Genomic DNA, 14,190 nt, shown 5'->3' with positions numbered 1-14,190 from the left:
ATTAGATTAGGGTGTTTATTGAACAATGACTGTGTTAGAAATGTATGAATACGTAATTGAAAAATATAAAGAACGAAGATCGTAATAAAAAAAGCCCTCATATGAGAGCTTTTAATTTTTGCATTTTAACTGTTTAACACCACAGCAAATTAAGCTTCAATCGTTTGAACCGCAATCTTTTTCGCAGGATCTGCTTTGCGACGTACTGCTGGTACAGGTTCGCCATAGTATTGACGGTCAGCGAAGTAGCTTGAACGAACCATCGGCGCTGCCCAAATATTTCTAAAGCCCAGCTTTTGACCATGTGCAGTGTAGCGTTCAAATTCTTCTGGTGTAACGAAGCGGTCAATCGGCGCATGCTCTTTTGAAGGCTGTAAATACTGGCCAATTGTTACATAGTCAACGCCGTGTGCATGCAAATCATCTAAAAGTGAAATGACTTCTTCTTCAGTTTCACCAATACCGACCATCAAACCACATTTGGTTGGAACGTCAGGGCAATATTCTTTAAACATTTTCAACAGATTTAAAGAGTGTTGGTAGTCTGAACCTGGACGCATCGCTTTGTATAAACGCGGCACAGTTTCAATGTTATGGTTAAACACATCAGGTGGACACTCAGTCATAATGCGAAGAGCAATGTCCATACGACCACGGAAGTCAGGTACTAAAATCTCAAGTAAAGTATTCGGGCTTAATGCACGTGCTTCTTTAATACAGTCAACAAAGTGTTGTGCGCCACCGTCAAGTAAGTCATCACGGTCTACGGACGTGATTACGGCATATTTTAAACCTAAGTTTGAAATCGTTTCGGCCATGTGACGTGGTTCGTCTGCGTCAAGTGCATTTGGACGGCCATGTGCCACGTCGCAGAAAGGACAACGACGTGTACAAATGTCACCCATAATCATAAAGGTTGCAGTACCGCCACCAAAACATTCAGGTAGGTTTGGACACGCAGCTTCTTCACAAACGGTATGTAGTTTTTGTTCACGTAGGGTTGATTTAATGCGTTGCACTTCTTCGGGTGCTGCCATTTTCACGCGAATCCAATCCGGCTTGCGTGGCGTTTCAACCGTAGGAATAACTTTTACAGGTATACGCGCGACCTTTTCTGCGCCACGAAGTTTGATACCCTGCTCAGGTTTACGGTTTTCAGACATATTCAACTATTCCACTGTTTTTGACGGGGGAGATGCTAAAAATAGCAGTATTAGTATAGCGGAAATGCGAATTGATAGGGCGGAAATACTATTCATTTACTAAATGTGGTTATCACTTAATATATGTAAGCTAAATACAGCAAATTGCCTGCAATTACGTCATAATATGCCCAAGATAAGTAATAAGTTTTTGAAGAAGGAGCGTTGAATGCCACGTAAAAAAGAGGTCGTTGGTGGAACTTTCGTTAAGTACGATGCGGTCGTTCTAGGTTCAGGCCCTGCGGGTGAAGGCGCGGCAATGAAACTTGCCAAATCTGGAAAGCGTGTTGCGATTGTGGATGTACGTGAGCAGCTCGGTGGTAACTGTACCCATGTGGGGACTATTCCAAGTAAAGCTTTACGTCAAACGGTATCGAGTATTATCCGTTATCGCCGTGACCCAATGTTTAAAAAAATGGGTGACTGGCGTCAGTTTACAATGAAGCAAGTACTTCAAAATGCACATAAAGTGATTCAACAACAGGTTGATACACACTCACGTTTTTATGACCGCAATAAAATTGATATTTACCATGGTCGTGCTTATGTTCAAGACCAAAATACGGTTTTAGTCTTTAGCCCTGAAGGCATCAAAGAAACGATCATGTGCAAACAAATCGTGATCGCAACGGGTAGCCGTCCATATCGTCCTGCGGCGCTTGATTTTAATCATCCACGTGTATTCGATTCAGACAAAATTTTAGACCTTGATTATTCGATCCAAAAAATCATCATTTATGGTGCGGGTGTCATTGGCTGTGAATACGCGTCTATTTTTATTGGACTAGATCATAAAGTTGACCTGATTAATACACAGCATAAATTGCTAAGCTATCTAGACGATGAAATTTCTGATGCTTTGTCTTATCACTTACGTCAACAAGGTGTCTTGATTCGCCATAATGAGCAAATTGATCATCTTGAAACGTATGATGATCACGTGGTGTTGCATTTACAAAGTGGTAAGAAAATTAAAGCAGATGCTATTTTGTGGTGTAACGGTCGCTCTGGAAATACGGATGGCTTAGGCTTAGAAAATGTGGGCATTACGCCAAACAGCCGTGGTCAAATTACAGTCAATGATCAATACCAAACCGAAGTGGAAAACATTTACGCTGCAGGTGATGTGATTGGTTGGCCTTCACTGGCTTCTGCTGCATATGACCAAGGTCGTTGCGCAGGTGCAAACATGAGCGGTGAAGTGGGTGTAGAACCTGTGGTTGATATTCCGACAGGCATTTATACCATTCCAGAAATTTCTTCGATTGGTAAGACAGAACAAGAGTTAACCGAAGAAAAAATTCCGTATGAAGTCGGTCAGGCTTCTTTCCGTCATTTGGCGCGTGCGCAAATTACAGGTGACACAGTGGGGGAATTGAAAATTTTATTCCACCGCGAGACTTTGGAAGTGCTGGGTGTGCATTGCTTCGGTAATAACGCTTCGGAAATTATTCATATTGGTCAAGCGGTGATGAATAGTCCAAACAATACCATCAATTATTTCGTAGAAACGACATTTAACTATCCTACGATGGCTGAAGCGTACCGTGTAGCGACCTTAAATGGTATGAACCGTTTGTTCTAATTTTTATAGTATTTTCAGAGACCTGTAAGTTTAGACTTGCAGGTTTTTTTATATCTAAAATTGCTATTTTTTATTGTAGGTATGTCTCAATGTCTAAAACTTTTCACCAATTTGTGCGGTGGTAGGTGAGTGCGACGAGTAAGGGGGAGGGAGCAATTTTGCTTATGAGATGCAAGTAATTTTGTGGGTGTCATGTGTTTTAGCGTAGAACATGGAAAGAATGATCCAGTGATACGGCGTAGCAGATATTTTTAGACATAAAAAAACCAACAAAGTTGGCTTTTTTGAATTGGGCTGCGACGTGAAATCAGTTACAGGATGAACTGATGTAAGAAGTAGGCAGAAATCATCATGCCTAACACAAAAAACATGCATGAATAGGCGTCAAGCTGATAACGCTTTTCTAATTGATGCTCTACATGCTGTATATTTTCTTCTTGCATAATTTTCATGGAAGTTTTTATTCCGATTTAATTATCGTTAAAATCCTATTGCATGTTTCTATTTTTAACATAAAAAAATGCTTAAATAAAGTACTAATTAAAAATAATCAGATCACCACTATACTTAATCACTTAAATATTCAAGTTTATGCTGAATTAACCTAGAAGCCAGCAACTACCAATAACTAACTATCTGAAAGTCATAGAACTTAGGATTTTATTATTCATCGTTAAAATAAGATAATTGAATTTAAAACTGTGGGTAAATGTACTTTTAAATGAATTTAAAATACCAAGAGATAATAAAATATGTGGATAAGTTTTATACAAATGAATTCAAATTAAAATAAAACGTATTGATATAAATAAAGAAGCCAACGCAAACTATACATCGATCTTGCATAGTTTACGTTGGCTTGTTTTTATAAATTATTGATTTAATGCATAAATATTGGCTTGAATCCAAATATTGCCGCGAATGTATTGTCCAATATTAAAGTTGGTGTACTCTGGATTTTTAGTGGCAATACGAATCAGTGTTGCAGCTTGGTTGTCTTCATGAATCAAGGCAACATCAAGCAGAGTGTAGTCTTGTTCCATAAATTGCATGCTGGTTTTGCCAACAATATTCCCTTGGAACCATGCTTCATCTTCCTGACCGATCTTTTCACCATACAAATAAGCAACCATTTTTGAAAAATCGACAGTCACAGGTTCTTTGTCATCATCCGACTTTGGTTCCCATGCATCAATCTGTTCTTGTAGGTTTGCAGGAGCAATGCCATTGTTTGCTGCCAAAATATCGTTCAAGGCACGATGATGTTTAATCGATGCCGGGTCATCAACCACCAGTTGTTCGTGCTCTGCGACTGCTTCTAGTTCATATGCCCATGCATTGAGATGTGCGATATAGGTTTGGTCTTTTTGGTATTGAGCATGATTCACGCTATACAGGCTGTCATAAGCATACACGATACTGTTATTGCCTAGGTTCAAGCGTAAAACGGCTTGCGTGTTGGATTGACCGCGAATGATGCGTTCAACCACAGCAGACACTTTATAAGGACTATTAAAACTTGGAAATGCCGTTTTAACGGCCTTAGGTTTATTGTCTTCAACCGCGATGACTTGAGTCAGCTGAACAGCTGCTTGACTTGGGCCTTGAATGAGCCAGCAACCCGCATCCATATCTTGTTCAGTTTGGCATAAACCCATCGGCATGATTGGTGCATTTAAAGCTAAACCTAACCATTTAGGGACATCTTGTGCAGGGTTATCTGTGAGTAAATTCCAATGCTCGACGTGGCTACCAAAGTTTTGGTCATCAATGGTGATTATTTCTGGACTATTTTGATTGTTCATATGCACGATTGAATGAGGTTATATATCCCTATTAAATCGAGGGTTATTTCTATATTTCAAGTGCTATATTTTATTTTTACTGGAAAATCATCAAAAAAGAGTAAAGCCTTACTTTATTTGACAGATAAAAGAGCAAAGTATTTTCACATGATACTTAAAAAGTATGAAGCAAGCTTTGTATAAGTGATTTTGAGCGGTTTTATCTATTATGCTAAAGCACTGAGTTTGTTAGACTAAGGTAGTTTCTTTTGTTTATGGATGTGCAGTGCTGCCATTTAAACTCTGGGTCGATGCAGATGCATTGCCTAAAATTTTACGTGAAGTGATTTTACGTGCTTCTGATCGTTATCAGCTTGAAGTGACCTTTGTGGCCAATCAAAATGTCGGGATTACGCCTTCCGTTCGAATAAATTCGATTCAAGTAATGAGTGGGGCGGATGCCGCGGATAAAGAAATCATCGAACGCATGAAAGAGAATGATATTGTGATGACACAAGACATTCCGCTGGCGGCACAGGTGATTGAAAAGGGTGGAATCGCAATTCACCCACGTGGTGAAATCTATACTACCGCTAATGTCAAAGCCCGCCTACATTTACGTGATTTTATGGATTCATTACGTGGAGCAGGTGTAAACACGGGTGGGCCACCACCTATTTCTGAGCGTGATAAACGCGAATTTTCTAGTTCTTTAGACCAAACCATTCAAAAGCAAAAACGCAAAACTGCCATTTAGCATCGAGCTGATTATGTCTTCTAAAGCCAATCTGATGGCAACCTATGGATTATTGGTTTTTATTTGGTCCACAACGCCTTTAGCGATTGTGTGGAGTGTGACCGATTTACATATGCTGTGGGCGTTGGTATTACGTTTTTTCATCGCGTTGCCTTTGGCTATTTGTTTGTTATTGGTCTTAAAGCGACAATTCCCCACCGATAAAGTCGCTTGGCATAGTTATTTGGCTGGTTCTTTTAGCTTGATTGGTTCCCAGTTTTTTACCTATGTTGCCACTAACTATATTAGTTCAGGCATGATTGCATTGATGTTTGGCTTAGCACCGATTATGGCAGGGCTGATCGGACGTTTTTACTTTAAGACCTATTTGAGTGCGATGCAGTGGCTTGGAATGTGTATTGCACTGCTGGGACTTGCGATAATTTGCCTTGCAGGTACAGCACAGCATGTCCATCCGTTTGGGATTGGGCTGATGTTACTGAGTGTATTTTCTTATGCAGCCTCTATTTTCTGGGTGAAAAAAGTCAATGCGAATATTGAACCCGTTGCACAAGCGACAGGTTCAATTTTGGTGTCGACATTGGCGGCTATATGTATTGTGCCATTTATTTGGCAGCATGCACCGCAGCAAATGCCTGATTTAAAAACTTGCTTGGCTCTGCTATATACGGTCATCATGGCGTCATTGATTGCGATGTTCTGTTATTTTAAATTGGTGCAGAAAATTCAACCCACGACTTTATCGCTGACTACCGTCATGACGCCGATGATTGCTCTATTTATAGGTGCTGTACTGAATCAGGAAAAACTTTCGATGATGGTGATTTTGGGTGCAGTGGTTTTATTGTCAGGTTTGTTCGTTTACTTTTATAAAGATCTTCAGGCAAGTCGTAAACTTGCCCAAAAGTTAAAAAGCCAAAACTAGTCCAAGGTTCTGGCTTTAATGATCTTCGACTGTCAAAGAAATACAGTCGGCCAATTTGACACGATCTTGCGGATGCAAGGTAATAAAGTATGCTCCCGTACGGCACTTGCCATTTTCCTCTTCATTGCTGTACACCACTTGTGCAATCGCTGCAATATGGAAGAAGTTTTCAGGGTGGCTCAAGGTTAAGTGGATATAGGTACCATCTTGAATTTGCTTTTCGCTATAGAAACTCAAACCACTTTCAGAAAAATTCACATGTTCAGGCGTAGGTAACATGGTTTGTACAATTGTGTCGTACAAAGACCCCGTGATCAGGTTTAATTTCTGGTTAAATAGGGATAAGATTCGAGCAATTTGTTGATCTTTTTCAGATAATTGTTCTAATTCGTAGTTTAGTGCATGATCAAATTGATCTAATTCTGCGAGTAGTAGAAAATAGCGCGGTAAAACAAAATTAGGATCGTAAGGGTCATTCAGGGCAACATCATCAGAAATGATCTGATAGTTAATTCTCAAGGCCGCATCGATTCGTGACATCACACGACGTTCTGTTTGAACGTTTTGATGCTGTAAATTTTCCATAATTATGACCTCGGACTAGATGGTATGTTTAAACCAATCTCGCTGTATATAGGGTTGAGATATACTCGCGCACGGCGTAGCAACCACTTTATTTCTTTTATTGCACTGGTTTCGATGATCGGTCTAACACTGGGTGTGGCTGTACTTATTACAGTCTTATCTGTAATGAATGGTTTCGACCGAGAGCTGAAAACACGTGTACTTGGAATGATACCTCAAGCCACTGTTTCTTCAACACAAATTTTAACAGATTGGCCTGAACTTGCAAAAAAAATTGAGACAAAGGAACACGTCACAGGCGTAGCACCGTTTACTCAATTGCAGGGGATGCTTACGGCACAAGGCCAAGTGGCTGGAATTATGGTCACGGGGATCGAACCTCAATATGAAAAAAAGGTTTCGATTATCCAAGACCACATGGTTGAAGGCGGTATTGATAACTTAAAAAAAGGTGAGTTTGGTATTGTTCTAGGCAAACAAATGACCGATGCCTTAGGTTTAGGTTTAAATGATAGTGTGACTTTGGTTTTACCAGAGGCAACACCTTCACCTGCGGGTGTAGTGCCGCGTTTTAAACGATTCAAAATTGTGGGCATTTTCAGCATTGGTGCTGAGGTCGATTCGATGATGGGCTATATTGCCTTGAATGATGCATCAACGTTGTTACGCCTACCTGATGGCGCGCAAGGCATTCGCTTGAAATTGGATGATATTTTTGCAGCACCTAAAGTGGCTGATGAAATTGTGATGGATTTGCCAAGCGGTTTTTATGCCTCGAATTGGACCTATACTCACGGCAATTTGTTTAGTGCGATCCAAATGGAAAAAGCCATGGTGAGCTTATTGCTTTTCCTGATTGTATTAGTGGCTGCATTTAATATTGTGTCCTCCTTGGTGATGGTCGTGACCGATAAAAAATCGGATATTGCCATATTACGTACCCTTGGCGCCTCACCTGCAACTATTACCCGTATTTTTATGGTTCAGGGCACGATTATTGGTGTGATTGGTACGGTATCGGGTGCGATTCTCGGCATTGTTTTCGCCTCTGGAATTAGTGGTTTTGTGGGTTGGTTAAACAATGTGATGGGACTTCATCTGTTTGATGCCTACTTTATCAATTACTTACCATCGTATTTAAGATGGCAAGATGTATTAACCATTGTGTCCCTGTCTTTAATTTTAAGTTTTCTTGCAACAATTTATCCTGCAATGCGTGCTGCAAAAATCCAACCTGCGGAGGCATTACGTTATGAGTAAAATTGTTTTAGAAGCGCAAAATATTGAAAAGCATTTTACCGATGGTAAGTCGACTGTTGAGGTGATTAAAGGTCTCTCTCTACAAGTTAAAGCAGGTGAATTTGTCTCGATTGTGGGGTCGAGTGGTTCGGGTAAAAGTACTTTATTGCATGTCTTGGGGGGGTTAGACCGTCCGAGTTCAGGCCAAGTGTTTTTGCAGGGTAGTCGTTTTGACAGTTTGAATGAAGCTGAGCGTGGTTATTTACGTAACCAACACTTAGGTTTTGTTTACCAGTTCCATCATCTATTGCCTGAGTTTACGGCTTTGGAAAATGTGGCAATGCCACTGATGTTACGTCAAGGCACCAACTTTAAAGATGTACAAAAGCAAGCCGAATATTTACTAGAACGTGTAGGATTGACGCATCGTTTAACCCATAAACCTGGTGAGCTTTCAGGTGGGGAACGGCAACGTGTTGCATTAGCGCGTGCATTGGTGGCCAAGCCAGCATTAATGATGGCCGATGAACCGACAGGCAACTTAGATCGGAAAACAGCAAGCAAAATTTTTGAGCTGCTGATGGATTTACGTCAGGAATTCAATATGGCGATGTTGATCGTGACGCATGATGAACAACTGGCTCAGTCCGCCGATTCGATTTTGCATATGCAAGATGGTCTTTGGGTCAATGACTAGGCTGAGTGCCGATAAAAATATGAGATAAAGCCACTATCTATTGAAGCCCACTTCGGTGGGCTTTATTATGGCGCCAATAAAAAAAATAACTGAATAGAATAATGAAGCTTTTATATGCTACTGCTTGGATTGTTGGAATTGCATTGATGGGGCAGACCGTCTCCATTCTAAATCACCTTTTTTATCCAGCGCTGATTTTAGTCATCGTACTTTTGCCGTTACAGCTTTTTCTCTTTAAGCACAAACACGCCCTTATTTTGCAGTTTTTATGTGGACTGATTTATTGCATGTTGTTTTTAACTGCGGGATATCATTATGCACAATCAGCTTTGCAACAGAGTCTAGCCTATAAAGAAACAAAAGTTGAAGATGCTGAAGTCATTGTTTATATCGCAAAAATTAACCAACTGGGTGCTGAGAGCATTCAGCAAGAAATACAGGTCTTGAACCGACATGTGCAACCAGTGCAGTGGTTGGGTTTTCAAAAACGAATATCGGATGAGCAAGCGGTCTTGGAACTTGGGAAATACTACCGACTGACAGGGGAAATTCGTCCTGCACATAGTTATGCCGTGCAAGGTGTATTCGATGTTGAGCAGTGGTATCTGCAACGTAATCTCATGTCTGGTTTTAAACTCAAGCACATACACCCCTTGTCTGAGTCAGAAATTTCTGCATTAGGCTATACCAATTATTTAAGAAAACAGCAGGGCGTACTCAATAAAATTCAACTGGGTATAGAACAGCAGCGATTAAACATTCGTTATTTTATTTATAACCAGCCCTTAAGCCATAAGGGCCTAATTCTAGCGCTCCTGACAGGGGATGAAAGTTTCTTAGATAAGGAGACGACAGCCTTTTTTCAACGCTTTGGCATTAGCCATTTATTAGCGATTTCTGGGCCACATGTGCTTATCTTTGCCGTGATGCTGTGTTGGCTGTTTCAAAAGGCGCTAAATCGTTATTGGCCACAGATTTTTCTAAAAATCCCACGACCTTATGCATTGTTACTGCCATTTTGTTGCTGCGTATTGCTGTATTGTGCCTTTGTTGGTTTTGAAATTCCTGCGCTTCGTACTTTACTCAGTTGTTTCTGTTTAAGTGTGTTGATTTGGTTCAGACAGAAAATTTCAGCTTTGACGTTACTCTTATTGAGTGCATCACTCCTTTTACTGTTTGATCCTTTTTCAATTCTATCAGCTGCCTTTTGGTTGTCCTATGGTGCGTGCTTTGTGCTTTTACGCATTTATCAAACCACGATTCGGCTTGATTTGACTCGCCCGCAGTCTTGGCAGAAAAAACTCGTTTTTAGCCTAAAACTTTTGGTTGAGTCGCAGTGGAAAATATTTGTGGCTTTGATGCCTTTGGTGATTATTTTCTTTAAGCGAGTCTCATGGGTGAGCCCGATCAGTAACCTTGTTGCTATTCCACTGATCAGTTTACTGGTTGTACCACTGGAGGTTTTGGCAGCATTTACTTTTTATCTTTTTGAACCGCTGAGCAGCCTTTTGTTTCAGTTGGCAGATTGGGTGCTGGTATTTTTATTGGGTATACTCAATGTGCTGGATGCGCTACTACCGATTAAGTTGTACCCGATTGCGCTCAATACTTGGCAAGTCATTTTACTGATTGTGCTTTTAATCATTGTTTTTATGCCCAAACCCAGTCTCCCTAAATCATGGCTGGTGCTAGGTTTGATTCCTTTGTTGGGTTTCAATAGCCAAAACCGTCCTTTTGAATTGGTCGTATTGGATGTCGGTCAGGGACAAGCCGTGTATATGCAGCATGGTCAACAGCATGCCATGATTGATGTTGGTGGCTCTTATGATGAATCGAAGTTTAGCGTTGCTAAGCAGATTATTCAGCCATTTTTATCGAAGCAAGGTGTGAGCCAATTAGATCAGCTGATACTTACACATTTGGATCAAGATCATAGTGGAAGTTATGCCACATTAAAAAATGAGTTGTCGATCAATCAAATCTTTTCCAATCAGCAATTGGATGTGGCAAATACGTCAAACTTTAACTATTGTCAACAAGGTCAGATCTGGCACTGGTCTGAACAAGTGGAAATCAAAATTTTGTCACCGAAAGCCAATCAATTGGCACAAGTGCCCTATCAGCAAAATGAGTTATCTTGTGTGGTCTATATACAGGTGAAGGATGTACAGCCTTATCAGTATTTTCTGATTATGGGCGATGCTGGCTGGCAAACCGAGTTTCAATTATTACAGGATTATCCGGACTTAAAAGTTGATGTATTGGTCTTGGGTCATCATGGCAGTCGACATAGTTCAGCCTATGCATTTTTAAAACACTATCAACCGAAATTAGCAATTGCCTCAGTAGGCTTCCATAACCGTTATGGACATCCAAGTACATTAACGCAAGCCCGTTTGAAATCTTTAAACATCCCACTCTTAACAACAGCAGAGCAAGGCAGTATCGGTTTTATTGCGCAGCCGACACAACGTCAGACTCGACAGTGGTTGCAGTCGACTGAATCTGTTGTTCCATACGCAGTTGCTCTAAACGCGTCACAGCCTCATTAAAAGGGAGGTTATACAGCGTTCGAAGCTCAGGATTGGCTTTAAAGCGCTTATAGGTCCAATGATAATGCTCTGGGTGACGATGAATCAGGTCCTCAATGGCTTGGTGAATGACGAAGGTGCCATCGTTGGCTGTACCGTGATAAATACTTTCACTGATTTCTTCAATGTATATGTCAAAGCCATCGTCATTACGAATAGCATAGAGCAGTAAAGCCTTGGCTTTGGTTTTTTGAATGAGTTTGGCGCTCAGGTTGCTTGAAGCCAAAGGAAAGCCAAAATAAGGAATCATTTCCCCACCTTGTTTTGGGGTGTGATCGGGTAAAATTACGGTTGTCCCCCCTTGTTTGAGCGCCTTAAAAATCTGGCGTACCCCAGATTCATCGGTAGGGACAAGATGAGCACCTTCACGGCTGCGCGCCTCTCGAACAAATAAGTCAGCACCAGGGTCTTTGACCGGTTTGTACATAATGGTCATTTCAGTAAATTGGGCGATATAACTATTCATAATTTCCCAAGTTCCAAAATGCGGCACGATTAAGACCAAGCCTTTCTGACCGGCAAGTGCCTCATGTAGTAAATGTTCACCATGTACTTTTTGGACGCGTTCAATGTTTTTCTGATTACTTGAACCCCAAATACTAAAAAACTCAAAATAGGTGGTTAGTTCATTACGCACTGCTTGCTTCGCAATTACTTCACGTCGCTCGTCACTCAGCTCAGGCAGTGCAATTTTTAAGTTGAGTCTGAGGGCATCATTGTTTTTACTGATTTTTAAAAGATTGACTAAACCTGCTAACCCCTTAGCAAAAAAACGTGCAAGTTTAATAGGTTGTTTGCTTACAAAACGCAGTAAACGATAGGTCGAGTTTTGCTCATGTGCTTTAGTCATTCTTTAGAGTCAATGGTACATGTGGATAAAAACATAAAATATTATAGGCCAAAATAAACTGTTTCGACAGTTTTCTATAAATCAGTGTATATAATGAGGGCAATTTTATTCAAGTTTGGATTGTTATATGTCCGATTGGCCACCAAAACCAGAAAATGAAACGCCGAAACAACAGCCTGTACATGAACAACCGACAGGAAACGAATGGAAACTTTTAGAAAAAGCAGTTTTAGCTTCCGTTGAAGAACAACGTCGTGCACGTCGCTGGGGCATCTTTTTCAAATGTCTAACTTTTGCCTATCTCTTGTTTATTCTATTTGCCATGACCAAGAGTTGTTCGACTAGTGGTACGGAAGCAAACGCATCTAAGCATATAGCTGTGGTTGATATTGTTGGTACCATTGCCGCTGATGAGCAAAGCGTGAACAGTGATGATACGATTAAGTCATTAAAGAAAGCTTTTGAAAATAAACAAAGCCAAGCGGTGGTGCTCAATATTAATTCACCGGGTGGTTCACCGGTTCAGTCGGATGAAATCTGGCAAGAAATTCAATATTTGAAAAAAGCGCATAGCGATAAAAAATTGTATGCAGTGATTGGTGATACAGGTGCATCAGGCGCTTACTATATCGCATCTGCTGCGGACGAAATCTTGGTGAACCCATCAAGTTTAGTCGGTTCAATCGGTGTGATAATGCCGAACTATGGTGTGAATGGCCTCATGCAAAAACTAGGTGTTGAAGACCGCACTATGACCTCTGGTCAAAACAAAGCTTTATTGTCAATGACACAACCCGTTAACCCTGCGCAACGCGCACACGTTCAAGGTGTACTTGATAATGTGCATGAGCATTTTATTAATGCTGTGAAACAAGGTCGTGGCAAAAAGTTAAAGTCGAACGATCCTGCACTTTTCTCAGGTCTTTTCTGGACAGGGGATCAGGCGGTTAAATTGGGTATTGCTGATCGTATTGGTAATTTACATACTTTAAAACGTGAACTAAATACCGATAAAGCGATGGATTATACTGTAGTACATAGCCCACTGGATGCTGTATTAGGCCGTTTAGGTGCATCGATGGGAGCTGGTTTCGCATCTTCACTTTCAAATCAAATGCAAACTGAACAGACCACGAAACTGCAATGAAACCTTTAATTCATTTTGCGCACGCCAATGGCGTGCCTTCTAAAGTCTATCAGAAATTATTTGATTTATTGTCAGATCAGTATGATGTGATCTATGTACCTTTATTAGGGCCAGATAGAAGCTACCCGATTGATAACCATTGGAAAAGCTTAACTCAGCAAGTGATAGACAGTATTGTCCGTCAGGCGCAGGGTCGTAAAGTGATTGGTTTGGGACATTCATTAGGCTCAGTGTTGACGTTTCAGGCGGCATTACAGCGTCCTGAGCTATTTCAACAAGTTATCATGATGGACCCGCCTTTGATTATGGGCAAAGCCTCGTTTGCATTACACTTCGCGAAGATGCTGAAGTTAAAAATGGTCGATACTATGTCTCCAGCAGCGCTATCTTTACGGCGTCGTGACCATTGGGAAAGCCGTGAGCAAGCAGCTGAACTTTTACGTCCAAAAGGCTTTTATAAGGACTTTGATCCAGACTGCTTTCAAGCTTATATTGACTATGCTTTAACGGAAGATCGCGTCCGTGGTGGTGTTGAACTTACGATTGCAAAAATGGATGAAGTTCATATTTTTAGGACTAATCCTTCTTTATGGTGGCTACCTCAGGGCAAACCACAAGTGCCGATGCATTTGCTGATTGCTGAAAAGGGTCCTTTTATTGGTCCAGGGTTTCCACAAATAGTGAAAAAGAAATTTGGCATTCCTTATCAAATCGTTGAGGGAAGCCATATGTTTCCTTTAGAGCGACCAGAAAAAACGGTTACTCTGATTAAGACACTGATTCAAGAAAATGTTTAATAGTACTTTTTAGCAGCCATAAAAAAACGCC

General features: G+C 40.8%; 13 protein-coding genes. 8 read left to right on the top strand and 5 right to left on the bottom strand.

The genetic code is table 11. The annotated features are described in order from the left end of the window. Positions 1 to 149: 149 nt before the first annotated feature. On the bottom strand, positions 150 to 1,163 hold the full coding sequence (gene lipA / locus RR876_RS01370; RefSeq protein ID WP_004693928.1) for a lipoyl synthase: 1,014 nt from the start codon (positions 1,161 to 1,163) through the stop codon (positions 150 to 152). Positions 1,164 to 1,371: 208 nt separating this feature from the next. Between lipA and sthA the strand changes: the two genes are divergently transcribed. Beyond that, positions 1,372 to 2,787: a Si-specific NAD(P)(+) transhydrogenase gene (sthA, locus tag RR876_RS01365; protein ID WP_004693926.1), complete on the top strand. Its 1,416-nt coding sequence runs from the start codon at positions 1,372 to 1,374 to the stop codon at positions 2,785 to 2,787. A gap of 311 nt (positions 2,788 to 3,098) precedes the next feature. On the opposite strand, the gene RR876_RS01360 is transcribed toward sthA, so the two are convergent. Together RR876_RS01360 and RR876_RS01355 are read right to left on the bottom strand one after the other, a co-directional pair. Next, a complete protein-coding gene (locus RR876_RS01360; protein ID WP_004693924.1) occupies positions 3,099 to 3,239 on the bottom strand; it encodes a hypothetical protein in 141 nt (46 codons plus the stop codon). A 420-nt stretch (positions 3,240 to 3,659) separates the two neighbouring features. Further along, positions 3,660 to 4,592 carry a hypothetical protein gene (locus tag RR876_RS01355; protein ID WP_332476976.1) on the bottom strand — a complete coding sequence of 311 codons (933 nt, stop codon included), beginning with the start codon at positions 4,590 to 4,592 and terminating at the stop codon, positions 3,660 to 3,662. A gap of 265 nt (positions 4,593 to 4,857) precedes the next feature. Between RR876_RS01355 and RR876_RS01350 the strand changes: the two genes are divergently transcribed. Together RR876_RS01350 and RR876_RS01345 are read left to right on the top strand one after the other, a co-directional pair. After that, complete coding sequence (locus RR876_RS01350) at positions 4,858 to 5,328, top strand: YaiI/YqxD family protein (protein ID WP_004693920.1); 471 nt, start codon at positions 4,858 to 4,860, stop codon at positions 5,326 to 5,328. A gap of 13 nt (positions 5,329 to 5,341) precedes the next feature. After that, the gene (locus RR876_RS01345) at positions 5,342 to 6,253 is read left to right on the top strand and encodes an EamA family transporter (RefSeq protein ID WP_332476977.1); all 912 of its coding nucleotides are present in this window, start codon (positions 5,342 to 5,344) and stop codon (positions 6,251 to 6,253) included. A gap of 15 nt (positions 6,254 to 6,268) precedes the next feature. Here RR876_RS01345 and RR876_RS01340 read toward each other — a convergent pair whose 3' ends face one another. Continuing rightward, positions 6,269 to 6,838, bottom strand: coding sequence for a PilZ domain-containing protein (locus tag RR876_RS01340; RefSeq protein WP_004693916.1), 570 nt, complete (start codon positions 6,836 to 6,838; stop codon positions 6,269 to 6,271). A gap of 24 nt (positions 6,839 to 6,862) precedes the next feature. Here RR876_RS01340 and RR876_RS01335 point away from each other — a divergent pair, with 24 nt between their 5' ends. The 3 genes from RR876_RS01335 (at position 6,863) to RR876_RS01325 (ending at position 11,326) form a co-directional block, all read left to right on the top strand. Continuing rightward, positions 6,863 to 8,098: a lipoprotein-releasing ABC transporter permease subunit gene (locus tag RR876_RS01335; protein WP_004693914.1), complete on the top strand. Its 1,236-nt coding sequence runs from the start codon at positions 6,863 to 6,865 to the stop codon at positions 8,096 to 8,098. Next, positions 8,091 to 8,774, top strand: a complete 684-nt coding sequence (lolD, locus tag RR876_RS01330; protein ID WP_004693913.1) for a lipoprotein-releasing ABC transporter ATP-binding protein LolD — start codon at positions 8,091 to 8,093, stop codon at positions 8,772 to 8,774. The genes RR876_RS01335 and lolD overlap by 8 nt, the downstream gene beginning before the upstream one ends. 101 nt (positions 8,775 to 8,875) lie before the next feature. Further along, a complete protein-coding gene (locus tag RR876_RS01325) occupies positions 8,876 to 11,326 on the top strand; it encodes a DNA internalization-related competence protein ComEC/Rec2 (protein WP_332476978.1) in 2,451 nt (816 codons plus the stop codon). Here the strand turns inward: RR876_RS01325 and RR876_RS01320 are convergent. After that, positions 11,226 to 12,215 carry a lysophospholipid acyltransferase family protein gene (locus tag RR876_RS01320; RefSeq protein WP_332476979.1) on the bottom strand — a complete coding sequence of 330 codons (990 nt, stop codon included), beginning with the start codon at positions 12,213 to 12,215 and terminating at the stop codon, positions 11,226 to 11,228. The two genes, RR876_RS01325 and RR876_RS01320, sit on opposite strands and share 101 nt — an antisense overlap. A gap of 127 nt (positions 12,216 to 12,342) precedes the next feature. On the opposite strand from RR876_RS01320, the gene sppA reads away from it, so the two are divergent. Together sppA and RR876_RS01310 are read left to right on the top strand one after the other, a co-directional pair. After that, positions 12,343 to 13,362, top strand: coding sequence for a signal peptide peptidase SppA (sppA, locus tag RR876_RS01315; protein WP_332476980.1), 1,020 nt, complete (start codon positions 12,343 to 12,345; stop codon positions 13,360 to 13,362). Continuing rightward, on the top strand, positions 13,359 to 14,159 hold the full coding sequence (locus RR876_RS01310) for an alpha/beta hydrolase (protein ID WP_332476981.1): 801 nt from the start codon (positions 13,359 to 13,361) through the stop codon (positions 14,157 to 14,159). Before sppA ends, RR876_RS01310 begins: the two co-directional genes overlap by 4 nt. The last annotated feature ends 31 nt before the right edge of the window (positions 14,160 to 14,190 follow it).

It is taken from the genome of Acinetobacter sp. (assembly GCF_036666595.1).
Taxonomy (GTDB): Bacteria; Pseudomonadota; Gammaproteobacteria; order Pseudomonadales; family Moraxellaceae; genus Acinetobacter.
Note: the sequence above shows the minus strand (reverse complement) of the source record. Positions and strands in the feature narration are given on the sequence as shown.

Coding starts and splice junctions, on each gene's coding strand:
- lolD (WP_004693913.1), top strand. CDS start 8,091: ATGAGTAAAATTGTTTTAGAAGCGCAAAATATTGAAAAGCATTTTACC.
- RR876_RS01325 (WP_332476978.1), top strand. CDS start 8,876: ATGAAGCTTTTATATGCTACTGCTTGGATTGTTGGAATTGCATTGATG.
- sthA (WP_004693926.1), top strand. CDS start 1,372: ATGCCACGTAAAAAAGAGGTCGTTGGTGGAACTTTCGTTAAGTACGAT.
- sppA (WP_332476980.1), top strand. CDS start 12,343: ATGTCCGATTGGCCACCAAAACCAGAAAATGAAACGCCGAAACAACAG.
- lipA (WP_004693928.1), bottom strand. CDS start 1,163: ATGTCTGAAAACCGTAAACCTGAGCAGGGTATCAAACTTCGTGGCGCA.
- RR876_RS01320 (WP_332476979.1), bottom strand. CDS start 12,215: ATGACTAAAGCACATGAGCAAAACTCGACCTATCGTTTACTGCGTTTT.
- RR876_RS01335 (WP_004693914.1), top strand. CDS start 6,863: ATGTTTAAACCAATCTCGCTGTATATAGGGTTGAGATATACTCGCGCA.
- RR876_RS01355 (WP_332476976.1), bottom strand. CDS start 4,592: ATGAACAATCAAAATAGTCCAGAAATAATCACCATTGATGACCAAAAC.
- RR876_RS01360 (WP_004693924.1), bottom strand. CDS start 3,239: ATGAAAATTATGCAAGAAGAAAATATACAGCATGTAGAGCATCAATTA.
- RR876_RS01310 (WP_332476981.1), top strand. CDS start 13,359: ATGAAACCTTTAATTCATTTTGCGCACGCCAATGGCGTGCCTTCTAAA.
- RR876_RS01340 (WP_004693916.1), bottom strand. CDS start 6,838: ATGGAAAATTTACAGCATCAAAACGTTCAAACAGAACGTCGTGTGATG.
- RR876_RS01345 (WP_332476977.1), top strand. CDS start 5,342: ATGTCTTCTAAAGCCAATCTGATGGCAACCTATGGATTATTGGTTTTT.